This window comes from Pseudomonas sp. H3(2019), from assembly GCF_007713465.1.
Lineage (GTDB): Bacteria > Pseudomonadota > Gammaproteobacteria > Pseudomonadales > Pseudomonadaceae > Aquipseudomonas.
Window position 1 is genome coordinate 17,908 of record NZ_VMSG01000037.1, and the last position, 24,298, is coordinate 42,205.

17 protein-coding genes are annotated in these 24,298 nt (G+C 57.5%); 6 read left to right on the plus strand and 11 right to left on the minus strand.

Annotated elements, in window-relative coordinates:
- The first annotated feature begins 47 nt into the window (after positions 1–47).
- Positions 48–950: a DMT family transporter gene (locus tag FPT12_RS26425; protein ID WP_123582662.1), complete on the plus strand. Its 903-nt coding sequence runs from the start codon at positions 48–50 to the stop codon at positions 948–950.
- Positions 951–998: 48 nt separating this feature from the next.
- Here FPT12_RS26425 and FPT12_RS26430 read toward each other — a convergent pair whose 3' ends face one another.
- Positions 999–1,508 carry a DUF2165 family protein gene (locus FPT12_RS26430; RefSeq protein ID WP_145022228.1) on the minus strand — a complete coding sequence of 170 codons (510 nt, stop codon included), beginning with the start codon at positions 1,506–1,508 and terminating at the stop codon, positions 999–1,001.
- Positions 1,509–1,754: 246 nt separating this feature from the next.
- Between FPT12_RS26430 and FPT12_RS26435 the strand changes: the two genes are divergently transcribed.
- Positions 1,755–2,156 carry a hypothetical protein gene (locus FPT12_RS26435; protein ID WP_145022231.1) on the plus strand — a complete coding sequence of 134 codons (402 nt, stop codon included), beginning with the start codon at positions 1,755–1,757 and terminating at the stop codon, positions 2,154–2,156.
- A gap of 48 nt (positions 2,157–2,204) precedes the next feature.
- Here the strand turns inward: FPT12_RS26435 and FPT12_RS26440 are convergent, their stop codons facing one another.
- Together FPT12_RS26440 and FPT12_RS26450 are read right to left on the minus strand one after the other, a co-directional pair.
- Complete coding sequence (locus tag FPT12_RS26440; protein ID WP_145022234.1) at positions 2,205–3,179, minus strand: D-glycerate dehydrogenase; 975 nt, start codon at positions 3,177–3,179, stop codon at positions 2,205–2,207.
- Positions 3,180–3,367: 188 nt separating this feature from the next.
- Positions 3,368–4,336 (minus strand): LysR family transcriptional regulator, encoded by a 969-nt coding sequence (locus tag FPT12_RS26450; RefSeq protein ID WP_145022240.1) that lies wholly within the window; start codon positions 4,334–4,336, stop codon positions 3,368–3,370.
- Between the two features lie 200 nt (positions 4,337–4,536).
- Here FPT12_RS26450 and FPT12_RS26455 point away from each other — a divergent pair, with 200 nt between their 5' ends.
- The 4 genes from FPT12_RS26455 to FPT12_RS26470 are packed head-to-tail and all read left to right on the plus strand — an operon-like array spanning position 4,537 to position 9,309.
- Positions 4,537–6,048, plus strand: coding sequence for an efflux transporter outer membrane subunit (locus tag FPT12_RS26455; protein ID WP_145022243.1), 1,512 nt, complete (start codon positions 4,537–4,539; stop codon positions 6,046–6,048).
- Between the two features lie 10 nt (positions 6,049–6,058).
- Positions 6,059–8,245: an FUSC family protein gene (locus tag FPT12_RS26460; RefSeq protein ID WP_145022247.1), complete on the plus strand. Its 2,187-nt coding sequence runs from the start codon at positions 6,059–6,061 to the stop codon at positions 8,243–8,245.
- A complete protein-coding gene (locus tag FPT12_RS26465) occupies positions 8,235–8,435 on the plus strand; it encodes a DUF1656 domain-containing protein (RefSeq protein WP_019691945.1) in 201 nt (66 codons plus the stop codon). The genes FPT12_RS26460 and FPT12_RS26465 overlap by 11 nt, the downstream gene beginning before the upstream one ends.
- A 10-nt stretch (positions 8,436–8,445) precedes the next feature.
- Positions 8,446–9,309 carry an HlyD family secretion protein gene (locus FPT12_RS26470; RefSeq protein ID WP_145022250.1) on the plus strand — a complete coding sequence of 288 codons (864 nt, stop codon included), beginning with the start codon at positions 8,446–8,448 and terminating at the stop codon, positions 9,307–9,309.
- Between the two features lie 124 nt (positions 9,310–9,433).
- Here FPT12_RS26470 and FPT12_RS26475 read toward each other — a convergent pair whose 3' ends face one another.
- The 8 genes from FPT12_RS26475 to FPT12_RS26510 all read right to left on the minus strand — a co-directional run bounded on the left by FPT12_RS26475 (position 9,434) and on the right by FPT12_RS26510 (position 24,146).
- Positions 9,434–9,808, minus strand: coding sequence for a DUF6124 family protein (locus FPT12_RS26475; RefSeq protein WP_145022253.1), 375 nt, complete (start codon positions 9,806–9,808; stop codon positions 9,434–9,436).
- A gap of 372 nt (positions 9,809–10,180) precedes the next feature.
- Entirely contained in the window at positions 10,181–10,579 is a 399-nt protein-coding gene (locus FPT12_RS26480; RefSeq protein ID WP_145022256.1) for a DUF4440 domain-containing protein, read from the minus strand.
- A gap of 50 nt (positions 10,580–10,629) precedes the next feature.
- On the minus strand, positions 10,630–11,454 hold the full coding sequence (locus tag FPT12_RS26485) for an SDR family oxidoreductase (protein WP_145022259.1): 825 nt from the start codon (positions 11,452–11,454) through the stop codon (positions 10,630–10,632).
- Positions 11,455–11,492: 38 nt separating this feature from the next.
- Positions 11,493–11,957, minus strand: coding sequence for a multidrug transporter (locus FPT12_RS26490; RefSeq protein ID WP_145022262.1), 465 nt, complete (start codon positions 11,955–11,957; stop codon positions 11,493–11,495).
- 279 nt (positions 11,958–12,236) lie between these two features.
- A complete protein-coding gene (locus tag FPT12_RS26495; RefSeq protein WP_145022265.1) occupies positions 12,237–13,511 on the minus strand; it encodes a hypothetical protein in 1,275 nt (424 codons plus the stop codon).
- A 51-nt stretch (positions 13,512–13,562) separates the two neighbouring features.
- Positions 13,563–14,099, minus strand: coding sequence for a hypothetical protein (locus FPT12_RS26500; protein WP_145022268.1), 537 nt, complete (start codon positions 14,097–14,099; stop codon positions 13,563–13,565).
- Between the two features lie 100 nt (positions 14,100–14,199).
- Positions 14,200–18,816 (minus strand): neuraminidase-like domain-containing protein, encoded by a 4,617-nt coding sequence (locus FPT12_RS26505; protein WP_145022271.1) that lies wholly within the window; start codon positions 18,814–18,816, stop codon positions 14,200–14,202.
- Positions 18,817–18,971: 155 nt separating this feature from the next.
- Positions 18,972–24,146: a Tc toxin subunit A gene (locus tag FPT12_RS26510; RefSeq protein ID WP_145022274.1), complete on the minus strand. Its 5,175-nt coding sequence runs from the start codon at positions 24,144–24,146 to the stop codon at positions 18,972–18,974.
- Between the last annotated feature and the right edge of the window lie 152 nt (positions 24,147–24,298).

A 24,298-nucleotide genomic window follows, 5' to 3' on the forward strand; every position in this document is an offset into this window, starting at 1 on the left:
GGCCTGCCTCGGGAACAGACTGAAGGCCATCTTCAGGAGTTGCCGACATGAACCTCTCGCTATACCTGCTAACAGTGCTGATCTGGGGCACCACCTGGATCGCCTTGAAACTGCAACTGGGGGTGGTGGCGATTCCGGTGTCGATCGTTTATCGCTTCGGCCTGGCATCGTTGGTGCTGTTCGTGATGTTACTGCTCAGCCGACGCCTGCAAGTGATGAACCGGCGCGGTCATCTGATCTGCCTGGCCCAGGGGTTGTGCTTGTTCTGCATCAATTTCATGTGCTTCCTCACCGCCAGCCAGTGGATCCCCAGCGGTCTGGTCGCTGTGGTGTTTTCCACCGCCACGCTGTGGAATGCGCTGAATGCGCGAGTGTTCTTCGGTCAGAAAGTGGCGCGCAATGTGCTGATGGGCGGCGCGCTGGGGTTGATCGGGCTGGGCTTGTTGTTCTGGCCGGAACTGGTCGGCCATACCGCCAGCCCGCAAACCTTGCTTGGCCTGGGCCTGGCGTTGCTGGGCACGCTGTGTTTCTCGGCCGGCAACATGCTCTCGAGCCTGCAGCAAAAAGCCGGCCTCAAGCCGTTGACCACCAACGCCTGGGGCATGGCCTATGGCGCCGCGATGCTGTCGATGTACTGCCTGGTCAAAGGTATTCCCTTCGACATTGAATGGAACACGCGTTACATCGGCTCGTTGTTGTACCTGGTGATTCCGGGCTCGGTGATCGGCTTTACCGCGTACCTGACCCTGGTCGGGCGCATGGGCCCTGAACGTGCGGCGTATTGCACCGTGCTGTTCCCGGTGGTGGCGTTGAACGTGTCGGCCTTCGCCGAAGGCTATCAATGGACCACACCGGCTTTGGCCGGGTTGGTACTGGTCATGTTGGGTAACGTGTTGGTGTTTCGCAAACCCAAGGCACGGGTGGCGGTGGGCAGTGGCAAGTTGGCGTGATCGATCAAGTTACACTTTGCCTTATCGGGTTGATCCGTACGGCGTTGGTTAATTGTCGGTTTTCAGTGACAGATAAATAAGTGCGGTCATCATGTAACCGATAATGCTTCGGGTCCATGCCATGGCATTCCACTCTGCGGAACTGTCCATGTCGAACCATTCATTGGCGATAACCTGTATGCAGAAGTAATACACGAAAATACCGATCATCAAGCCGACTATTCCGTATTTCTTTGCCTCGTGGAATTCCTTGCGTGGCGCATTGAGTTTTGTATAAAGCTGATAGGCCCCCAATAAACAACAGGCGGTGTAGGTTGTCTCCAGAGTGATGATCATCCAGTAGATTCTATGGTGCAGCATGGGGGAGGTGATGGCGCGATAGCGCAGGGCGTCATTGGGGCGGGTCGTGTCCATGCTGAGGATATGTCCAACAAATTCGTAGTTGGAGGCGTAGTCAGTCACATTGCTGAATACAACAAGAAAGCCAAATACTCCCGCCATTAAAATCAGGGCAAATTTACTGCGCCTGATCAGGCAGGCCGTCGTGAAATTTATCATAGTGCGTACTCTCCCATTCCATTTCCTGCAATGCGCAGGTTATAGGGGGAGTTTATAACGCATGAAAAGTGTAGCGCGGAGGACTGAATTGCAAGTTGTGTCCTGCGGTTTGAATCTGTTGAGCGATTCTCCTGTTTTATCGGTTGTCAACTGTCAGGACTGACAGTTGTTTTCCAGAGAGGCTGGTTTCATTGTTGGCAGGGAGTTAAATCTTGTATTGACGCTGATACCAGGGAGTAAGCGAACGTGAGCATAAACGAAGAAATTCAACGTATCAGGGATCTGATTGCTAACGGTGCAGAGCATACGATTGTGCAAAATGCTGATTTGCCGCCTAAACCTGATATTTCATTGGTGGAAGGTGGAAAACTGAAATTTTCGGAGGTGCCAGATAGCGGGCTGGTTGTGATGCTCAGGTATTCGGGGTTCCAGGCTTTCGACAAGGTGGTTTTCAACCTGGCGGGAGAGAGCCCTGATGATACGTTTGCTAAAAGTTGGGACCTGATAGGCGAAGGGACAATCGAGTTCATCGTTCCCAAAGCTGAACTGGAAAAATTTCTTGGTAGTTACGCACTGGCGCTTTATTTCATTTACCGGGTCAATGACAACCAGACCTCTAACTGGACCTACTTTGATGTGATCCCCTAGGGGCGTGCACTGACCCAAGCACGCCTTTAAGGCGTGCTTTGATGTTTGTCAGCCCTTCCACACCTGCGGATTAACCAGATCCTGCGGCCGCTCGCCCAACAGCGCGCTGCGCAAGTTGGCCAAGGCGCGGTTGGCCATGGCTTCGCGGGTTTCATGGGTGGCCGAACCGATATGCGGCAAGGTCACGGCATTCTTCAGCTGGAACAGCGGCGACTCGGCCAGGGGTTCCTTCTCGTAGACATCCAGCCCCGCCCCGCGAATCCGGTTTGTCTGCAAGGCTTCGATCAGCGCTGGTTCATCGACCACCGGGCCACGGGAAATATTCACCAGAATCGCGCTCGGCTTCATCAGCGCCAGTTCACGGTGGCTGATCAGGTGCCGGGTCTTGTCGCTGAGCGGCACCACCAGGCAGACGAAATCGGCTTCGGCCAGCAACTGATCAAGGCTGCGAAACTGCGCGCTGAGTTCCTGTTCAAGGTTGGGCTTGCGGCTGTTGCCGCTGTACAGAATCGGCATGTTGAAGCCCAGGCGACCGCGTCGGGCGATGGCCGCGCCGATGTTGCCCATGCCGACGATGCCCAGGGTCTTGCCATGCACATCGCAACCAAACAGCGGCGCGCCGACCGTGGCCTGCCATTGCCCGGCCTTGGTCCAGGCGTCCAGCTCAGCGACACGTCGGGCGCTGCTCATCAACAAGGCAAAGGCCAGGTCGGCGGTGCTTTCGGTCAGCACGTCCGGGGTGTTGGTGAGCATGATCCCGCGTTCGTTGAAGTAGTCCAGGTCGTAGTTGTCGTAGCCGACCGAGACGCTGGATACCACTTCGAGTTTGCTGGCGTTTTCCAATTGCGCCCGCCCGAGCTTGCGACCGACGCCGATCAAACCGTGTGCGTGGGGCAGGGCTTCGTTGAACTGTGCAGTGATGTCGCCCAGCTTGGGGTTGGGCACGATCACATCGAAGTCGTGTCGCAAGGACTCGACCATTTCGGGCGAGACACGGCTGAAGGCAAGTACGGTCTTTTTCATCGCAGGAAGGCTCGTCAGGCGGAGGAGAGTGCCAGGCACGCTAACATTCTCGGTCAGGTTTGTGCAGGTCTGATCGTTCCCACGCTCCGCGTGGTAACGCCTCCCTGGACGCTCTGCGTCCGCCTTTGTGACGCAGAGCGTCACGGGCTGCATTCCCACGCGGAGCATGGGAACGAGTGGGGAATGGATCAGTTCGCCACCCGAACCCCACCCATACTCCCACTCAACTCATACGCCGCCAATTCCGCCTGATGCGCCGCCAGAATCTCCGGCAGCGAGCCGCGCAGGTACTCGACCCAGGTCTTGATCTTCGCATCCAGGTACTGGCGCGACGGGTAGATGGCGTACAGGTTCAGCTCTTGCGAGCGGTAGTTGGGCATGACCCGCACCAGGCTACCGTTGCGCAGGCCTTCGATGGCCGCGTAGACCGGCAGCACACCGACGCCCATGCCGCTGATGATCGCGGTTTTCATCGCGTCGGCGGAGTTCACCAGAAACGGCGAGCTGTTGATGGTGACCATTTCCTGGCCTTCCGGGCCGTCGAACAGCCATTTCTCCAGCGGAATCACCGGGCTGACCAGGCGCAGGCAGGCGTGGTTCAGCAGGTCGCTGGGCTTCTGCGCGCAGCCGTTGGCCTTCACGTAGGCCGGCGATGCGCAGACGATGCTGTAAGTGATGCCCAGCCGTTGCGAGACGAACCCCGAGTCCGGCAGTTCGCTGGCCAGCACGATCGATACGTCGTAGCCCTCGTCCAGCAAGTCCGGTACGCGGTTGGCCATGGTCAGGTCGAAGGTCACGTCCGGGTGGGACTTGCGATAGCGGGCGATGGCATCGATCACGAAGTGCTGACCGATCCCGGTCATGGTGTGCACCTTGAGCTGCCCGGCCGGGCGCGCATGGGCGTCGCTGGCCTCGGCTTCGGCTTCCTCGACATAGGCGAGGATCTGCCCGCAGCGCAGCAAATAACGTTTACCGGCCTCGGTCAGGGCGATGCGGCGGGTGGTGCGGTTGAGCAAACGGGTTTGCAGGTGGGCTTCCAGGTTGGAGACCGCGCGCGAGACGTTGGCCGTCGTGGTATCGAGCTGCACGGCAGCGGCAGTGAAGCTGCCGGCTTCGGCGACACAGCTGAAGGCGCGCATGTTTTGCAAAGTGTCCATGGGGTGCTCTCGGGTGCGATGACAAATTGTGACACGAAGTTGCTGCTTTTTTACAGGCGACCAATGGATGCGACCAAGGGATTATCTCGTGAACGGTAACAAAGATTCACAGGAATCCCGGCTTATCGCTGCTCAGGCCCACCCCTAGAATTGCGCCCATCTCTTACGGGACGTCCTCCCCACCTCAGGAAATTGCAGCAGTGCCGCGTCGCATCAGCAGAGAGCTGAAGACTCTCAGTGTTTGGGCTTTATCGTTAGCCATCAGCGGCTGCATCGGAACCGGAGGTATTGCCCCACAGGGCAAGGCATTCGATGCCAATACACTGGCCACCGACCAGGCAATCCAGAGCGCCGCCAAGGACGCTCACTGGCCGACCGCGCAGTGGTGGCAGGCCTATGGTGACCCGCAACTCAATCACTGGGTCGACCTCGCCGTGCAAGGCAGCCCGAGCATGGCCATGGCTGCAGCCCGTGTGCGGCAGGCCAAGTCCATGGCCGGTGTTGCCGAGTCGGCCGAGTCGTTGCAGGTCAATGGCCAGTCCACGCTCAAACGCCATAACTGGCCGACCGACCAGTTCTACGGTCCGGGCGAACTGGCCAACACCACCACCTGGGACAACAACGCTGCCCTCGGTTTCAGCTACGCCCTCGACCTGTGGGGCCGCGAAAGCAATGCCACCGAACGCGCCGTCGACATGGCCCACATGAGCGCCGCCGAGGCGCGCATGGCTCAGCTTGAATTGCAGAACAACGTGGTCCGCGCCTACATCCAGCTATCGTTGCATTACGCGCAGCGGGACATCGTGGCCGCGACCCTCAAGCAGCAACAGCAAATTCTCGACCTCGCGCAAAAGCGTCTGGACGGCGGCATCGGCACCCATTTCGAAGTCAGCCAGGCACAAACCCCGTTGCCGGAAACCCATCGGCAACTGGATGCACTGGACGAAGAAATCGCCCTGAGCCGCAATCAACTCGCCGCCCTGGCGGGCAAAGGCCCAGGGGAGGGCGCACCGTTGCAGCGTCCGACGCTCTCCCTTGGCACTGCACTGAGACTGCCCTCGGCATTGCCCGCGCAATTGCTCGGCCAACGCCCGGACGTGGTTGCCAGTCGCTGGCAAGTCGCGGCCCAGGCGCGCGGTATCGACGTGGCGCACGCGGGCTTCTACCCCAACGTCGATCTGGTCGGCAGCCTTGGTTACATGGCCACCGGTGGCGGGGCGCTGGAGTTCCTGACCGGCAAGAAGCTCAACTACAACGTCGGGCCGGCAATCTCCCTGCCGATCTTCGACGGTGGGCGTTTGCGCTCGGAACTGGGTGAAGCCTCGGCCGGCTATGACATCGCCGTGGCCAAGTACAACCAGACTCTGGTCAATGCGCTCAAGAGCATCTCCGACCAGTTGATCCGCCGCGAGTCCATGGACAAACAACAAACCTTCGCTGCCGAGTCGGTGGCCGCTGCACAGAAAACCTACGACATCGCGATGATCGCCTACCAGCGCGGGCTCACTGATTATCTCAATGTGCTGAATGCCCAGAGCCTGCTGTTCAAGCAGCAGCAAGTGCAACAACAGGTTCAGGCCGCGCGTTTGAGTGCCCATGCCGAATTGGTCACCGCCCTCGGCGGCGGGCTTGGTGCCGGTAACGATGTGCCGCCCGACAGCCAAGTCCAGGTGCCGAAAACCCCGGCCATTCTCTCTGCCCTCGACCACTGAACAGGACGCCATGACTCCCTTGCCTGCACCGTTGCGCTGGCTGTATTCCCTTGAATGGCGCCGGGGTTTTTTCGATTGGGCACGCAGTGACGGCGTGACCTGGGTCTACATCTTCAAGGTGCTGATTGCAGCGTTCCTGACCCTCTGGCTGGCCATGCGCCTGGAACTGCCGCAACCGCGCACGGCGATGATCACCGTGTTCATCGTCATGCAGCCGCAGAGCGGTCAGGTGTTCGCCAAGAGCTTCTATCGCTTCCTCGGCACGTTGGCCGGCTCGGCGGTGATGGTCGCGCTGATTGCCTTGTTCGCGCAGAACACCGAACTGTTCCTCGGCTCGCTGGCGATCTGGGTCGGCATCTGCACGGCCGGTGCCGCGCGCTATCGCAACTTCCGCGCCTATGGTTTTGTGCTCGCCGGCTACACCGCGGCGATGGTCGGCTTGCCGGCGCTGGCGCACCCGGACGGCGCGTTCATGGCGGCGGTCTGGCGGGTGCTGGAAATCTCCCTGGGGATTCTCTGCTCGACCCTGGTCAGCGCCGCGATTCTCCCGCAAACCGCCAGCGCCGCGATGCGCAACGCCTTGTATCAGCGCTTCGGAGTGTTTGCGCTGTTCGTCACCGATGGCTTGCGCGGGCGCAGCCAACGCGAGGCTTTTGAAGCCGGCAACGTGCGCTTTATCGCCGAAGCCGTGGGCCTGGAAGGCTTGCGCAGCGTTACCGTGTTCGAAGACCCGCACATGCGGCGGCGCAATGGTCGGCTCAGTCGACTGAACAGTGAATTCATGGGCATCACCACCCGGTTCAACGCCTTGCACCAATTGCTTGAACGCTTGCGCAGCAGTGGCACCGAACAGGTGGTGGCAGCGATCAAACCCGGGTTGCAGGACCTGGCCGAAGTGCTCGATGGCTTCTCGGGGCGTGCGCTGACGCATGCCGACGCAGCACGTTTGGCGGCGCAATTGGCGGCCTACAAAGAGGACTTGCCGGCGCGGGTGCGCAGCTTGCGCGCGAGCTTTCAGCAGAACGAGCCGAGCGACGCCGAGCAGCTAGATTTTCACACCGCGTACGAGTTGCTCTACCGCTTCGTCGACGAAGTGCACAGTTATGCACAGACCCACGCCTCGCTGGCCGAGCACCGTCACGAACGCGAGCAATGGGATGAGCCCTACACCCCGAAAACCAACTGGCTGGCGTCGGCTGCGGCGGGCATTCGGGCGTCGTTCATTCTGATTGTGCTCGGCAGCTATTGGGTTGCTACGGCGTGGCCAAGCGGCGCGACCATGACCTTGATCGCTGCCGCCACAGTCGGTCTGTCGGCGGCCACGCCAAACCCCAAACGCATGGCATTCCAGATGGCTTGCGGGACGTTGCTCGGTGCGCTGATCGGCTTCGTCGAGATGTTTTTCATCTTCCCGTGGATCGACGGCTTCCCACTGTTGTGCGTGATGTTGGCACCGGTGATCGTGCTCGGCTCGTTCCTCACCTCACGGCCGCAGTACGCCGGTGTCGGCCTGGGTTTGCTGATCTTTTTCAGCACCGGTTCGGTGCCGGATAACCTGACCGTCTACAACCCTTACACCTTCATCAACGACTACATCGCCATGGTCCTGGGCATGTTGGTGTGCGCGGCGGCCGGGGCGATCATCTTGCCGCCCAACAGTCGCTGGTTGTGGCGGCGACTGGAGCAAGACTTGCGCGGGCAAGTGGTGTTCGCCATCAGCGGCAAACTCAAGGGGCTGGCATCGGGTTTTGAAAGCAGCACCCGCGATCTGCTGCACCAGGCGTATGGCCTGGCCACCGGACAGCCGCAGGTGCAACGCGATCTGCTGCGCTGGATGTTCGTGGTGCTGGAAGTTGGCCACGCGATCATCGAGTTGCGCAAGGAACAGGCGATCCTCCCGGTGCACCCGGCGTATGCCGAAACCCAGCCGTGGCGTCAGGCGATCCGCGTAATGGGCCGCTCGCTGGTGCGACTGTTTCTGCAACCGAGCCAAAGCAATCTGGAACGCAGCCTCGTTGCCGTCGACCACGCCATCAGCCGTGTCCAGGCCACCGACGAACCCTTCGCCCCGCACTTCGACACCTCGGCGCTGCGCCGGGTGAAGAGCTACCTGCATTTCATCCGCACTTCGTTGCTCGACCCGCAATCGCCGCTGGCCGCACTCGCTGCCCCGCAAGGACCTGACCATGCCTCGTGAAATCGCCTTCCACGGCGTGTACATGCCGACCATGACCCTGATGTTTTTCATCGCTGCGGCAGTGGCCTGGGCGCTCGACCGGTTTCTGTCCGGGTTCGATCTGTACCGCTTCTTCTGGCACCCGGCGCTGCTGCGCCTGAGCCTCTTCACCTGTTTGTTCGGCGCCCTCGCGCTGACTGTTTACCCTTGAGACCGATTCGATGAAAAAGCTCTTCAGTCTGCTCGCGACCTTATTGGTACTGGCCCTCGCGCTGTGGATCGGCCGGACCCTCTGGGTGCATTACATGGACACCCCGTGGACCCGCGATGGTCGGGTGCGCGCCGACATCATCAACGTCGCCGCCGACGTCACTGGCGAAGTGATCGACGTGCCGGTGCGCGACAACCAACAGGTCAAAAAGGGCGACCTGCTGATGCAGATCGACCCTGAGCATTACCAGATCGCGGTGAAGCAGGCGCAGTCGCTGGTGGCGTCACGCAAGGCTACGTGGGAGATGCGCAAGGTCAACGCGCACCGCCGCGCCGACCTCGACAACCTGGTGATCTCCAAGGAAAACCGCGACGACGCCAGCAACATTGCCGACTCGGCGCTGGCCGATTACCAACAGGCCCAGGCACAGCTTGAGGCGGCAGAGTTGAACCTCAAGCGCACCAAAGTGCTGGCGGCGGTGGACGGTTATGTCACCAACCTCAACGTCCATCGCGGCGACTATGCACGCATCGGCGAAGCGAAAATGGCCGTGGTCGACCTGAACTCGTTCTGGGTCTACGGCTTCTTTGAAGAAACCAAACTGCCGCATGTGAAGGTCGGCGATAAGGCCGATATGCAACTGATGAGCGGCGAAGTGCTCAAGGGCCATGTCGAAAGCATTTCGCGCGGCATCTACGACCGCGATAACCCGGAAAGCCGCGAGCTGATTGCTGACGTGAACCCAACCTTTAACTGGGTACGTTTGGCACAACGGGTGCCAGTGCGGATTCACATTGATGAAGTACCGGATGGGGTGCTGTTGGCAGCGGGGATTACGTGCACGGTGGTGGTGAAGCAGGACGGCGTGGAGTAACGCTGATGATCGTTCCCACGCTCCCGCGTGGGAATGCCTCTAGGGACGCTCCGCGTCCAGTGACGCGGAGCGTCACGGGCTGCATTCCCACGCAGAGCGTGGGAACGATCAGCGCTCTGGTCCGCTACTGTGGCGAGTCCGGCGGATCAAGGTGATCCAGCGCCCGATTCACCGCCAACTCGGCCAGCGAAATCATCTGCTGAATCGCCAATGCGGTATTGCGCTTGGGACCTTCAAGTTCAAACGCCAGATCGCTGGCCATGACATTCACCGAGGCGAGCGTCTCGCAGGCATGGGCCAGTAGGGTTTCAGAGTCGACATCGGGGGCAATCACGAAAATGCAGCCGGGACGTCGGTCGGCCAACAATTGCTTGGTCTCGGGCAACACCAGGTAATGATCGAGTGCACGGTGCGCGGCGGCGTGAAGTTCTTTTGAGTCGAGGGAGGCGTAAGGGGAAACGGGGTCGGTTTCGGGAGGGTTTGGAGTAGCTTTGAACATGGTAATGCTCCTATGGGTGAAGTCCCTCCACATCAGCTACCACGCAGATAAGGAGGCGACTGTACACAGGGTGGTAGACCGGTCATAGGAACCCGGCAGGCCGAAGCCTCCCATGCACAGCCGCCATAAAGCAGCCAGCATAAAAAAACGCCCTGAGGCGTTCTGGGTCTATGAGAAATCCGGGCTACCACACCCGATCGCTGAATGGGCAGCGACCCGAAAAGGTTATCCGTCCCCCATCACCCAACGCAACCGTCAAAACGTGTCGGAACCGTCCTCAGAAGCGCGGGCCATTGTCCTTCAAAAACCTACGCGACATAAACACCCTTGTTGATCGTTCCCACGCAGAGCGTGGGAGCGATCATGTCTTGCTCAACCCTGGCAATACGTCTCATGCAAATGCCGCCACAGCAACGCGCCTGAAGGCAGTTTTTCAATCACCGCCGTCGCGCGCCGATCGTTCAGCACGCCGCTCGCATCGGATTGCAGTTCGCGGTAGCTGACGGTAGCGCCACCTGCATGTTGGTCAATCCCGTGCATTTCGCTCAGGCCGATTCGCAAGCCCGGACGAGTGCCGCCGAGTTTATCGAACAGCTCACTCAAGCCCGGGTAATCCAGCGCATTGCCATTGGGCACGATCATCGAAAACTGCGGCGAGAAACGCGCCAGCAACTGCGTCAGTACGCCTTTATCGGCCGTGCCGGAAAACCATTGCTCGATGTCGACGAGGGTCTGGGTCACTTCGTTGAAGTAAGGGGTGTAGTCGGTCATGTTCTTTCCTTGAAATGAGCGCAGGGTAGGAGCACCGTGGTCTTGAATGTTTAAAGGTGGCCCGTCAGGCCAAATCGCTTCATCAACCCGCTTTCCAGCAACCCTTTAGGCAACAACCCCGCCAGCAGTGGCAGCGCCCGACTGCCATTGCCCAGACGCAGCAAACGCGGCGGTTTTGGTTGCTGTACGGCCTTGAGCAGGTCGTCGGCAAACGTGCTCGCCGGGGTCGGGTTGTCTTGAGAAGCCTTGGCCCGTGCGCGGATACCTTCGCGCAACGGCCACCAGGGCGATTGTTCGGTGATCAGCAGTTCGGCTTCAACGCCTGCGTTTTTGGCGAAGCTGGATTCGATGGCGCCGGGCTGGACTTCCATCACCCGAATGCCGAATGGCGCCAGTTCCATGCGCAGCGCATCGCTCAAGGCATGCACAGCGGCTTTCGATGCGCAGTAGGCGCCGGCGAACGGCGTGACCAAAACGCCGGAGACGCTGCCGATATTCACCACTAACCCCTTGGCGCGACGCAGCACCGGGAACAACGCACGGGTTACGCCGACCACGGCGAACACATTGGTTTCGAACTGGCGCTGTATCGCCGCCACGCCACCATCGAGCAGCGGCCCCATGGCACCGTAACCGGCGTTGTTGATCAGCACATCGAGGCCGCCGTGCTGCTGGTTGATCCGCTCACTCAGTTGTTCGAGTGCCGCGCCGTCATTGACGTCCAGTTGCACGGCGGTAAAACCGGCGTCAGCCAGAACCGCCACGTCTTCAGGCTTGCGAGCGCTGGCCCAGACTTCATAGCCGGCACCTTTGAAGGCGTCGGCCAAAGCGCGGCCGATACCGCTGGAACAACCGGTGATTAACGCGATGGGCATGCCGCGGTCCTTGTGCAAAAAGAGGGGGAGGTGAAGGATCAGTCAGAGAAACTACCCTGCAAATGCTCGGCGCGAAACTCCAGGGTTTGCGGGCGATAGCCGGGACGCAGCGGCGGCATCGGCAAGCAGTCTTCCCAATCGGCGCCGGCCTGCAATTCGCCGGGGCCACGGTAACGGGGGGCGGCGTATTGATTGTCCGCCAGATTGACCGTATCGCCCGGCGCATAGGCGGCGATCCGCCAGCGCAATTCGGTCAGCGGCACGTCGTTGCCGTTATTCATCTTCAGTTGCAGCGGACGGTCCGCAGGACAGTGTTGCGGCGCGTAGGTGATGCGCAACTCCAGCCGCGCCAGTTGCTTGACCTCGCGGTTGTCCATCCACACCACCCAGACGGCCACCAACGCCAACCCGATGGCCGCCGCCAAGGAGACCGGCAAGGCCTTGGTCGGGTATCGCAGCAACAGGATCAGCCAGGTAATGACCAGCAGGACGCCGATGAACATGAAGTGAAATCTCGGGGAGGGGAGAGCCATCCTACCTAAGGGTAGCCGGGATTGACCATGGTCGGTTTGGCTGGTCATCGTCCAAGGTGCAAAGGTAAATGCTCGGCAGTTTTGCGCTACGTTGCCCGGTCAAAGGCAACGGCCAGCTCAATGTGCTGCGCGCAGTATCTGGGATGGAAAAGGACAGGGGGGTGTAGAAACAGATTTGATTGATTAGCAACAAAACCGACGGAGTGCCGGTATTTCACAAATAACACTCACCCCCCCCAAAAAAAAAATCTAGGGCAATATGTCACAACCAAAGGTTTCGCGAATATTAGGAGACACACATTCTACAGAAATTAATAAATGACCGGTTCTAGCACCCCTTCCGTCAATTGACCACTCTACCCCCTGTTCGGTCAAACGTATGGGTTTCTCCACGTCAGGTGTAAAAACAAGCCCTAAAGTGTCATTTCTTGGAAGCCTTAATGTGAACTCAAGACCTATCAATGAACTGCCCGGTTTTGGAATAAAACGCATGATTTGTGTTCTGTCTTTATGCAGCTCAACATATTTTTCCGTTGTCATCACTTTGCCATCAATTGTTATGGGTCCTGCATGTGATAAATGACGACCGAAAACCGTTAGCGGAATATTTCTGCGTTGACCGATTTTTGAACAACTCCAATCCAGGTTTCCTGTGCTGAAAACGCCGTCTTGAATGGTTATAAACCACTCGATCCCTGAGCCTCCTAAAACTTTAGGGTTCTTCAAAAGTGGCACTGAACTCAGCCAGCCCATATCGGGATTGTTCGCGTAAATCCTACTGTCGAGGAGGTTTGAGTTCTTGGCGTTAATCCTTAGTTTTTGATTTCCGGCAGGGCGCGCCTGGATGCCCTCTCCAATGGCGAATGGCACTCCATTCCACAAAAACTCTAAGTCTGACCCCCAAGGTGAGGTAGCGAGTACTTGAACGTTAAATGAGTGTTGGACGTAATCATTATCATAGGGAGACCACATTTTTATGTGTATCTCATGATCGCCAGTATTTTTCGGTGTGAAAATATGTTCGCACCAGCCATCTACCTTGGTATGTTTTTTAAATGACTCACCCCCCACAGACCATTCAATTTCAACGCCCTCCAGCACTTTGCCAGTGTAGAAGGACGCTACCTCCACTGCCAATACAGCGACATCCTCATTCAAAATAATCGGAAAGGTTGGCGCAGTTACTTTACTGAACTTGATTCGGTGGTCCCCCAGCGAAACAGGAATTTTATAGGGCTGTGCAGTGAACTCACTCTGGAGCCACAGCATAAACTCGGTATCGACACCCTCGGCCGGACACGTGAGCTTCCAGGATGCGCCATCTTCTCCAAACATTTGGTATTTGCCGATATTCGGTTCGACAGTCACAGGCAGAGATGCTTGCTCTGGGTCCCCATTAAGACTGACGTGCTGATTAAACCATGGACTGTCAGCTTGGGCGAAAACCGTCTGTGTATGCGTGCCGCCGTGGCAAAAGTACAAGAGGGGTGTCGCCATTGATTGTTGTTCTCTATTGTCTTTCATTGCAGGTCTCTCCTGGATTGTGTTGGGCAACGAATAGTGACGGATCAACTATCAGGTTGGGATCTCATACGTTCTTTCGTCGACCTGAATTTTTCTCAGCGTCAAAGGCGCGAGATGCAGTTGAATATCGAGGTCAGTCATACGTAAACCACTCGACCCTCCCAAATCAGAACCATGAAGTTCGACGGTAATATCCTTGTCGTCCTGTACCACCGTGAGCGTATAAGGCTCATAGAAGTTCCAGTCGGCCAGCGGCTTATCCGGAAGTTTGCCACTCAGATCGATGGGGTCTTCTTTCCCGGTGCCGGACCTTAGCAGCACCTTGGAATTGGCACCGTCGCCATAATTTTCATATTGAAAGCTCAGCCGGTACCAGGCTTTCGTCAGTTGAGCCGTGGTGAGGGGCGCCGTGTCGAATGTTTGAGTCACGGCCGCTTCACCATTCATCATCAAGTAATAACCATAGGCAGGGTCTGCGAATGTTCTCGCAATTCCGTTTCCATTAAAGTGTGTCCAGTATTCCTTCCAGTTCGAGGAGAACCTGCCATCGGTAATCAGATTGCGACCCCGGATTTCGTCTTCGCTCATGATGTTTTCACCTTTATAGAATGACTGTTTCTAAATCGACATGACGCCACTCAGGCACACTTCCAAATAACACCTCACTACTTATCAGAGGCAACCACTATCAATCACCCAACTTATCCAGCACCGCTTCGGTGTAAGTCGTACCCCCGGACTTCGCCAGATAACGCACCTGCACAATGATGTCCGTCAGGCCTTTGATCAGTTTTACTTGTTCATCCGACTTATTGGAGCGCGGCAAGTGAAGCCGCCAACTCGACACCGCGCCTGTCCCTTCAAACGGCAGGTAGCGTTCATCGCCGAAGGTCAGTTGGTGCAGGCCGGCATCATCCTGGCCGTGGCTGATCCCCACTTCCTGGTGGCTGCGCAGGTTGAGCAAAATATCGGGCGGTGGCATCTGGTTTCGCTCGCCATACAGGTATTCGAGCGAGTCGACGTTGGCTTTGAGCACCGTGGTGCTGCCGGTTTGTATCAACGTCGCGCGTACATCCTGATAGGGGCCCAGTACCACCGGCAGGGACAGTGCGACGGTGGTGATTTGCCGGCAGTAATGACCGGGGTAATCGCTGTCGAACAGCTTTTGAGAAAACTCGAAATCGAGCTTGCCTTTCTCGAGGTCGGAGATCACGGAACCCCAGGTTTTTTCCGGCGTGTACTGACCTTGCTCGAACAGGTTGCGCAGGGAGATGGTTTTGGTCAGCTCCAGCCGACGCTCGTTACGCTCGAGGAACAGGCGTTCCAGGCGCAGCAGGTCAAGCAGCATCGACTCGCCCGCGCTCAGGCCGTGGCGGTTGTCCATCCAGACGTTGGGGCGAATCACCTGCGTGTCGAAATCGCCCACCTCATATTGCCAGCTGGCTTCGGCGCTCAGGCACAAGCCGACCACGGCGTCATAGGTCTGGAAGTACAACGTGGCCATCTGGCTCAACAACCAGCGGTAGAGTTCAACGTTGGTGGCGCGGGTTTTGTAGAATGAATAAAGCTCCTGGGCCTGCTCGTTGGCTTTTTGGGTTTGTGCCAGGCTGGCTCTGGCGGCCTTGAGGGTGTGCTGATGGGCTTTGAGCTGTTCAGCGACCACCTGTAGTTCGCTGTTGGCCTGGGCTTCGGCGAAGCTCCATTCCTGACCTCGACGCAGGTAGAAGGCGGTTCGCTGCGCAGCTTCACCACCTGCGTACGCTAAGCCGCCCGCCCGCGCTAAAGCTGAACCTGACTTATTTACTGTGGCTCCATTCTGCTGACCGCCTACAACACTAAATGCAACGGGAGGTAGACTTGCTACAGCTACGGCCACGGTTAGGTTCGGAGCCGCGTCGGCAGCACCCCCGGCGGTCTCTGGCACTACAGCAGAAAAGCTTGAAAGTTTACCGGCAAGTGCTAAGGCGTCGCCCCCTATTTCCGGAAACAGCAACCAGTTCTCATTGAGCCCATCATAGTGATCGGCCCGGTCTTGAATCATCTTCTGGCTGTGTTTCAACGCAGCTTCTGACGCCTCCAGCTGCTTGATCGTCTCCTCCTGAATCGTTTTGGCATGCGCGCCCAATGCAATCACATGACTTTGCTGCAACTCCTCCAGTTGCCCGCGATCACGCAGCTCCATCAACTGCCGCACCTCCCGGCCAAAGCCGATAAGGGTCTGCACGGCGTTTTGCGCCGTCGCCAGCATGGTGCGGAAACGATAGTGCGGAATATTCAGCCAGCCACCGGCGTTACGCGAGGCCCCCGAAGATCCGCCGGCCTGGGCCCGCAGCAGATCGAGCGGGTTGGTGGGCGGGGCATACAGCGCCAGCGACATCGGTTTGCCATCGATGGTCAGGCTGTGCCGCATGTTCCACAGGCACTCCTCGATGTACTGCCAGATACCCAACAATTGATCATTGGTGGCTGGGCGAAAGACATCCAGTGCCAGTATCTCGAAGTCTGGCGTCCCTACTACCCGTGCCGGCAGGTTCGCGACATGGACATCAAGCGATTGGGCGAACGTCTTCAGCGCCAAGGTCGCGGGCTCGGCCTTGGGCTTGGGCTTGAGTATTTCTTCTGCCGACCGGGGGACCCAGTGGCTCATGGCTTTGGCCGTGGGGGCGGTCCCCATCAGCGACAAGGCACGCACGTACTGCAGTTTCGCCGCCGCCAGGCTGTCACGGGTCAGCCGGCGATAGAGTGAGTCGGCATGGGCAATGATGCAGCGCACATAGGCTACAAAAATGGTTTTTCGGTAATGAATACGGTTCGAAAAGGCAATGGCGTCGGGGTCCACCAGTCCCTGGGCTTCAAAACCGATATCACCTTTTTCCAGCAACGGGCGGCAAAGCCAATAGCGATCGCTCGAGGGTGTTTCTCCCGCGGGAGATGTTCGAATGTGCGGGTTGAAAATGTATTGGTACCAGCGCTGCGACTCGTGGTAATCGCGCGCCTCACACAGACGATGGGCAATCAGGAACGGCAAGTGGAAGAACAGTTCCCAATAAAAGGTGCCGTGAGCGCTGTTGAAGTCGATGGGGGCCATTGGCGGAGTAACGCCTGTTGGCTGAGGCTCAAGGGAGTTCTGAGTGGCCCGCGACAAGACCTCGTCGATGGAGATAGCCGCCTTGGCCACCAGTTCCGGGCCAAAACGCGAGTTAAGGCGGATCCACTTGAGCGTCGCAAGGTTCAGCGGTTGAATATTCAGAAATTGCGCACCGGACACCTGTTTGTCGAGTAACGGGACGCTGCTGGCATGGGGCACTTGTTTGGTCTGGATATCATAGCGGTCACGACCAAATCGACCGTCGGCACTCTCGCCCCATACGACACTCAGTTTTTTACCGACAGGCTCCCCGGTCCAGCGATACTCGATCCACGGGGTTTGAAGCCAACCGCTCAATGTTCTCAGTTCTTCCCACTTGCCCGGAAGGACAGTTGCACCTTCCAGAATTTTCAAGGCTAGCGTGGCGGTTCCCTGATCTTTCGAGACATAAAGTCTGTTGTTGTTGTTTGTGATGGGCGTGTACTTGCCGTCCTTAAAGACAGTAAAGCCAGCACCCTGTATGATCCCAGGCCTTCTGAATGACGCCAGTGTTTCCCGTTGCCGTGGTGAAAGGTGTAGATCTTTTCGCAGTTCCCAGATCTGGACATTGTATTTGAATTCGGACGCTTTGAAGTCAGAGACTACAATAGGCTTACCGTTTTCATCATCCAGGCAAAACGAAAGATCAGCCCGAGTACCAAGTCCGCAGTACAATTCGATGATGTTTGGGTTGTGGGTGTAGCTATATAAAACATAATGAAAATAGTCTTCGACCTCGCCGTATTCCGCTTTTAAGCTCATTGATAGTTCTTTTACGTTGAAGCTGAATTGATCGAAATCACAAACGCCTTGTATTTGTAATATGTTAGCGCTCTCGATTTTTCCTGCGGTTACACTTTGCCGGCTACTGAAGTTTATGTTCAGTGAAAGAAACTTGCTCAGCTCACCTTCTCGAGTTTGATCAACCGCCGCAACGCCAGAAGGCGGTACACGCTCTTGGCTAAGTACCGCACGCTCGCTGATCAGGAGTTTGTGCTGTAAACCATATTGATTGGCGAAACGTCCATTGGCCAATACCTTGAGGCTGGCGATGTTCGGTGGTTGCGGCTCAAACAAGGCATTGCGCGCAGCGAACATCCATCCGTGTTCCTGCTCATCTGTCGTGATTGCTTGCTGCCCAGTGGGCAAATCCGTGGTGGTAAAGCACACTGCCAGCAGGTCATCGACGTCTTTCCTTACGCCGGCGTAAGTGACGACTACCAATCGGGCAGATTCCTCGGAGGCTTTGGCAAATTCCTTTTTCCCCAGGCTCACGGGCGTCGACCAGATCCCGTTCACGGCAAGGTAGGAGAGCTTGGCCTCGATTTGCCATGTGCCCTCTACAGTGATTTCATTACCGTCGTTATCCTTGTCCTTGCGGTCCGGGGCCTTTTCCCCCTCGACCTGCACCACCATCAAACGACCGGCGAAAAATACCGGCCGTATCGCCAGTACGGTCGCTGAGGCCGGAATGCCGATGGGCTTCCACTCGGTCCAGGCGGCCGGGTTAAGAAACTCACTCGCGGTGTTTAGTTCGACATGCGCCTTGCGCCAGAAATAACCAAACGGTTGAACTCTTTGCCGGCCAATAAAGTAGTAGTCGGCATTCTTGAAGTCCTCGCCCTTTTTGCCTTGACTGCCCTCGATACTGTCGATATAGGCTGATATCACATCGAGGTTGCACACTTCTTCAAACTGCTTCAAGTGCTCTAAGAGTGCCACCTGAACCGAGGCGTCGTTGAGGCTCGCTTGTCCAAGGTTGTTTTCCAGTTCCTTGAACGAGTCAGACTTTTTCAGGCGCAATGTCGGGTCGATGTAATTTTCCGGATAATCAGCAAGCATCTGATAACCGGCCCAGTCACTGATGTTGCAATAGCGCTGATGCCAGGCCTCCAGTTCCTCTTTTGAAAATGCCTGCGTATGACCCGGTTCCATACCACCGTAAATGGCGCCGATGTACTGTTGCAGGCAAGCAATCGCCTCGGCCACTCGCGATGTTTCCAGTTCTTGACCGACCTGACTGTCCAGCAACAGGTATTGATACAAGTCATCCAGCGACGTCAGGTTCAACTTGTTTGGACGAGCTTCATCTTCCTTCGGTGCCACTTGCCCCAGATAGAAGTCTGCCAGGGCCATGCAACGACTTTCTTCCAATGTACCAATAATGGATTTGTCCATTGTTTTTCTCCTGTGGTGCGGTAGGCCGCACTGCAGTATCCGGGTGATGAAGCCCCTAACTGAATCAGGTACACATCAATAACTGATGGTCATTCAGTAGTATGGGGCCTACTTATTTGAACGTGATGTTCTGACGCGTCTGGAGCAAAAGCCGATTAACTTTTTTCGACAACTTCTATCGTGTAGAAGGGCGCAGGCAGCCACGCTGACTTCAGCTGTCCATCCACGTAAAATCCAGCATTTAGCGTGTGTTTGCCGACTGCCAGGGCCGGTCCGAACTGAATCCGCCAGCGGCCGTCCTTGCCCACTGTTCCCTGGGCGTAAATCGTCGTCGATCCAGGCTCTTTGACCACTCGAACCTCTACGCCAGGCAACCCCAATCCTTCAACCCAGGACTCGGGCCTGACTTTGATAAATACATCAGGAACAGGGGCAGGGCTCACGATCTGCACCTTGGCAACAAAATCCGTCACCGTAACCTCGACATCCGGTGCCCACGCCTCGGTGGTGTCGATATGCCGTTGCTTGACCGAGAACACATGCGGCCCCATCGATAATGGTTCGGCAAACCTCACGGACCATGTCCCGTCATCCCTTACACTGGTCCGTGCCAGCAGCACGCCCTCTCGGCCCTCGAACACATAGATCTGGGCCGACGGGCTGCCGGTGCCGATGAGCAACGGCTGAACCTCCACGATATTGCTATCGGTGGGATCGGGATACAGCAGTACCGGTGGCGGTGCATCCAGGCGCCCCGGCAACACCAATCGCTGATCGAGTCGGTTGCAGTAGAACGTCAAGTCGAAGGTGCCGTTGCGCAGGTCCTTGCAGTCAATGTTCCAGCTGAGCGTTTTTTCATCGCCGATCATGACGTAGGCGCCGGTGGGCGGGCTGAAGATCATCCCCAGCCCCTTCGCGGACATTTCACCGTTCCAGGCCAGCATCGCACGGGCGTCTTGAAGGTCGACCGATGGCGGCAGTTCGATCTCAAGTGTGTAGGTTCGACCTCGGATGAAGGCCAAGGGCTCTCTTGCGGACACCTGAGTGACTACCGCAGTCGTTGTGGTGTCGGTCAATTTGAACGTCCACTCAATCGGTGGGACGACCTTAAGATCGAACGTGCGTTCATCCCCACCCGTTGGGGTACCGCGGACTGCGGTCACCACGTAGTCCCCTGCTTTTTCGGCCTCGAAAGGATAAGTGGAGCGCCCCAGTGCATCGGTCGGATAGCAAACGGGTTCTGTTGCCTTCTTGCTGGTCGCATCGGTGACCGTCCACCAGACCGGGCAATTGGCAATCAGCCTCGCCTGGTTATCGGCCCGTTCCCTGACCGCGACCCACAATAGGGTCGGTGTGCCTGAGTCCGCCACTGGATACAGATAATCCGACGATTCGCCGTGAATCATCGCAGCGCTGGCCACGTCAACTTCAAGCCGCTGCTCGCCCATCGTGACCTTGGCGGTGTACGTCTGCTTTCCTGCTGCCGGTGCGGCCACGGTCCATTGCGCGATGCCTTCCGACGATGTTGTGTCAGATCCGATTGATGTACCTTCGGAGAAAAACTCGACGCTTATGTTGGGCGAAGGCTGTTTGCCCAGGCTGATGACATGACAGCGGAGCACCAGCGGCTGCCCGACGACGGCCATCGACGCCACCTCCAGGAGCTTGATAAAGGGTTTGTCGACAAAGGTGATGTTATTGATGACCAGCGAATCCTTGGTGCTGTAACTCGCCACCAGATTCGCTTTCTCCACAGGCTCGATGCTTTTGACTCGGGTTCTGGCGATGCCTTCCTCATCGGTCATTGCCACCAGTGGATCAGCAACGACACCCTGCCCGGCAAACGTCACGGTACGGCCCACCCCAGGGTTTCGATGCTGATCTACAAGCTTCACAAACACTGGGAAATACGCCTGCCCACCGGCCAAAAATGTTTCATCCGGTGCAGGGTCATCAGAGCTGTCAAGGCTGAAGTCTAGCGAGAGTTCCTCGCAATCAATCAGAATTTTCGGTGCGTAAACCACCTGAGACAGACCATAGGTGCCCTTGACTTGCACGGCGCCCATCCACGGTCCTTTCTCCGGTTTGAAGCGAACCACCGCACGCCCCTCATGATCGGTGATAGACACTGTCTCCATCAGCCCTGGGCGATCGCAGCTCCAGGTCACGGTGATGTTCGGTAATACCTGGTTGGTAAGATCACGCAGCGTCAACTCGATCAGTGCGACTTGATTATTCACATTGGCAATCAGGGTGTCGTTGATGCACCGAATGTCGTGAGTCACGCTTTGGCCGAGTTCGCCGAGTTCGCCGTGTGTCTGAGGCTGACCCTGCACGCTCGACTCGGACAAACTCCCCAGCACCTGTTCTGCTGCGTTGCGGCAAGCATACTTGTCGCTGTCCGGAGTGAGCGCGCCCAGGCCGATGATGGCTTTGGCATCCAGCCCGCTGCTGGTCGCCAGCCCACGGATGCGGATCAGCGTGTCCAGGGTGGGCAAGTCGCGGACCACCGGCATTGACGGACTCAGGTAGAGGATGCACTCGAGCACCTCCCGCACTCCCCACTTCACGACTTCTGCCAGCTTGCTCGCCGCCGAATCACGGATCAGGCGCAAGTCTTCGGGCGTCAGGTAGGTCGGCAAACCATTGACCAGTTCCAGGTAATTGAGCAGCTGTTCAGCGGGCTGCCCGGTGTGGGTCACCATTCGCTGGAACAGCGTCAGGTAATACAAGGAACTGAGGGTGAGCGTTTCCGGGTGCTTGAGACCGAGCCACTGCCAGTTCTGTCGAGTGGTCAGGGCTACCAGCATTGCTGAACTGAGCCCCAGCTGCTGAACAACGTCTGCGCGCCGTAGCAGATGCGCCAGCAGATTCAGCACCTCATCACCGACATTGATCTTGTCTGTGCCTGACGTGACCGCCTCCAGCGCCCGTGTAGTCTCCAGGAGCAATAGATAAACGCCGCCCTTGTTGACCCATTTTAGTAACGGCAGTACCAGGTCCTGGGACAGGTTCAAATACACGGACAGACTTTCCTGGATCACTGCATTTTGAGCATCCCTTGCTTGCAACAGCAGCGCCAGAATCCCCGCACAGGCCTGTTCAACGTCTGCTGGAGGGACCTTCGCCAAGGTGACCGCCGCTTGAATTTCGCCGCGTGCCAGCCGCTCGTAATCATCCGCCTCGTTGGTCAGGCTCAGGACCAGACCGTCGTGGTCGACCACTTCTTCGAGCAGCTCCAGCCATCCCTCATATTCGTTATTATTATTTGTCGGTACGCCGGCCGCCCGAAGCGCCTCTTCAGAGAACCGCACTGGCAGCAGCCGCTTGTGGACCTCTTGCAGTAAGGTGATGTCTGCTTCGGTTGCCATGGGAGGGGCAATCACTGGCGCCACATGCTGTACCAGCCAAGACACGCTCAGGGCATTGTCCTGGCACCATTGAACGCACGATTGCACGGCATGCATCACACTCAATACATCACCGACACTGCTGGCTCCGCTGACCCGCAGACGGGGTTCGTCCAATACCCGCTGAAGCAATTCACTCCCGCCACGCTCACTCAATGCCTCCAGCAATGTCCCCAACTCAATGGCACTGATGCGCAGAAAAGAGGCCAGCAACACCACGCGATAAAAGCTCGAGAGTATTGGCAGGCTGCGTTGCAGTTCGCCCGTCAGGTTGTAGCTCTTGGCTACGAAGCGCGCCAAATAGCGCCAGGTCTCCTGATTGATCCCCAGGCTGCTGCAAATCTGATCGACGGTGCGCTTGTCGGCACGGGTTTGCGGTTCGATTGAGAAATGGCTGTCATCGAGCATTAAAGGCTTATCAAACAACGCCTGAGCATTGAAAATCCGGTCGAATTGCGAAGGCTCCTCCCCACGTCCGTAAGGGGAAATCTCATCAATCAGGGCCGCGAACTGCTCGGCAGAACACTTGAATCGCAGCCGAAACTCCTGGAACAAACCGATGGCCCGAAGGGTGTTGTGAGTGATCCTGAATGGCTGGGCCGCCGACGTGTGTGCCGGGTCCTGCGAATCGACGACAGTGTCGGCTCGTTGCTCCGCCCGGATCGCGGCCATGACCAACCGATCACACTGGTCAGGGGGCAATTTCAGCCAGCGGTTCAGACGCAACATCCGGTTCATCCGCTCAAAACGGTTGTCTGTAGCGTTGGTCAGCCTCCGTGTGGCGCTCGTGCCCGGAAGTGACAGGTCCATCGCAACGGCCGCGCCCTCGTTGATGAACACCGAGCCAAATACCTTGGGTGAAGCCGGCGGAGCCACGCTCTCGGTCACATTGTTTGAGCGCTGCGACAGGCAGTCTTCGATCGACAACAAGGACGTCAGCGTCTGCGCATCAATCGAGGTCTGGGCGCAGAAATGCACCGAGTCCAGCAAATTCGTGCCGGTGGAGCCAAAGTTGTCTTTGTAGAACTTTTCAAGTTTGGGAGAGGGAGTGGACGCGGGAAGAAAATTCTCGGTCAGCAGCCGTTGCCCTTGTGGGCCGATATTGCAGGACTGATGAAGTGCAATGTCCGACAAATTGCCGTGTGCCCCCGGCTGCTTGAAGTACGGGGCCGTCAGGTCGATGGTACGCACCACTTCCCCCAATGACAGCTTGTTCTGCGCCAAGACCAGTTTCCATTGTTCGGCATACCACTCGAACGGCATGGACCGATGTGGAAACCGTGTTTCCAGTAATCGGTCATCGACCACCTGATCCTTCAATACCTCAGGGCCGATGAAGGTTTTGATAATGCTTTCGAGCACCTCATTGACCAGCGTAACCGTCGGTTTGATCTGAAACATGCTCACCGAATCAATGATGAGTCGGGTGAGATCCGGTCGTCGATCAGCGAGGCAAATGAGCCCGGCTCCACCCGCTGCGCGCTTCTCCAGGTCCCATGCCAGCAGCACCAACCTCACGCAATAGGCTGCGGGCGAGATGCTTGAGTCCGGGCTTTGCGAAGGGCTGCAGTTCTCCCAGTCGAGACTGAATAAACCGTCTAAAGTGGGCGTCTCCACCTGCGCCCGGACCCCGGTACGATGCAACGGATTGGGCGGGGTCCGGGTCACCAAACGCTGCTCACGAAACGCGCGAGCGGTATGCACCGCCAGACTCGACGCTCTGTCCAGCAGCACCTGGGCATCACGGCTGTGTAGTCCGAATGTCTCCACTACACCCTGGGTCCCCATTTTCAGCAGGTCAAACACCGACCCTCCGTCTGTGACAAAGCGCTCGTAGCGACGCATGGTCGACAGCTCACCAGTGCCCGATGAGAGTTCGAAAAGCTGATTGAGAGGGGAGTCGGTGAAATCCTTGCTCATCGTATTTCTCCAGCAAACCAGGGACACGAAAGGGGGAGTGAATCGGCGATTTCCCTGTGGTGTTTTCTACGCGGAGTGCTGATTTGTGCCTACCTGTTAGATCTGACAGTCCTGACGAACGGTCATCACTTCCAGCATTTTCTTCACCGAGA

What these genes read in the sequence shown, in the direction of transcription:
- FPT12_RS26425 (WP_123582662.1), top strand. Translation starts at nt 48, where the DNA reads ATGAACCTCTCGCTATACCTGCTAACAGTGCTGATCTGGGGCACCACC.
- FPT12_RS26430 (WP_145022228.1), bottom strand. Translation starts at nt 1,508, where the DNA reads ATGATAAATTTCACGACGGCCTGCCTGATCAGGCGCAGTAAATTTGCC.
- FPT12_RS26440 (WP_145022234.1), bottom strand. Translation starts at nt 3,179, where the DNA reads ATGAAAAAGACCGTACTTGCCTTCAGCCGTGTCTCGCCCGAAATGGTC.
- FPT12_RS26450 (WP_145022240.1), bottom strand. Translation starts at nt 4,336, where the DNA reads ATGGACACTTTGCAAAACATGCGCGCCTTCAGCTGTGTCGCCGAAGCC.
- FPT12_RS26460 (WP_145022247.1), top strand. Translation starts at nt 6,059, where the DNA reads ATGACTCCCTTGCCTGCACCGTTGCGCTGGCTGTATTCCCTTGAATGG.
- FPT12_RS26465 (WP_019691945.1), top strand. Translation starts at nt 8,235, where the DNA reads ATGCCTCGTGAAATCGCCTTCCACGGCGTGTACATGCCGACCATGACC.
- FPT12_RS26470 (WP_145022250.1), top strand. Translation starts at nt 8,446, where the DNA reads ATGAAAAAGCTCTTCAGTCTGCTCGCGACCTTATTGGTACTGGCCCTC.
- FPT12_RS26475 (WP_145022253.1), bottom strand. Translation starts at nt 9,808, where the DNA reads ATGTTCAAAGCTACTCCAAACCCTCCCGAAACCGACCCCGTTTCCCCT.
- FPT12_RS26480 (WP_145022256.1), bottom strand. Translation starts at nt 10,579, where the DNA reads ATGACCGACTACACCCCTTACTTCAACGAAGTGACCCAGACCCTCGTC.
- FPT12_RS26485 (WP_145022259.1), bottom strand. Translation starts at nt 11,454, where the DNA reads ATGCCCATCGCGTTAATCACCGGTTGTTCCAGCGGTATCGGCCGCGCT.
- FPT12_RS26490 (WP_145022262.1), bottom strand. Translation starts at nt 11,957, where the DNA reads ATGTTCATCGGCGTCCTGCTGGTCATTACCTGGCTGATCCTGTTGCTG.
- FPT12_RS26495 (WP_145022265.1), bottom strand. Translation starts at nt 13,511, where the DNA reads ATGAAAGACAATAGAGAACAACAATCAATGGCGACACCCCTCTTGTAC.
- FPT12_RS26500 (WP_145022268.1), bottom strand. Translation starts at nt 14,099, where the DNA reads ATGAGCGAAGACGAAATCCGGGGTCGCAATCTGATTACCGATGGCAGG.
- FPT12_RS26505 (WP_145022271.1), bottom strand. Translation starts at nt 18,816, where the DNA reads ATGGACAAATCCATTATTGGTACATTGGAAGAAAGTCGTTGCATGGCC.
- FPT12_RS26510 (WP_145022274.1), bottom strand. Translation starts at nt 24,146, where the DNA reads ATGAGCAAGGATTTCACCGACTCCCCTCTCAATCAGCTTTTCGAACTC.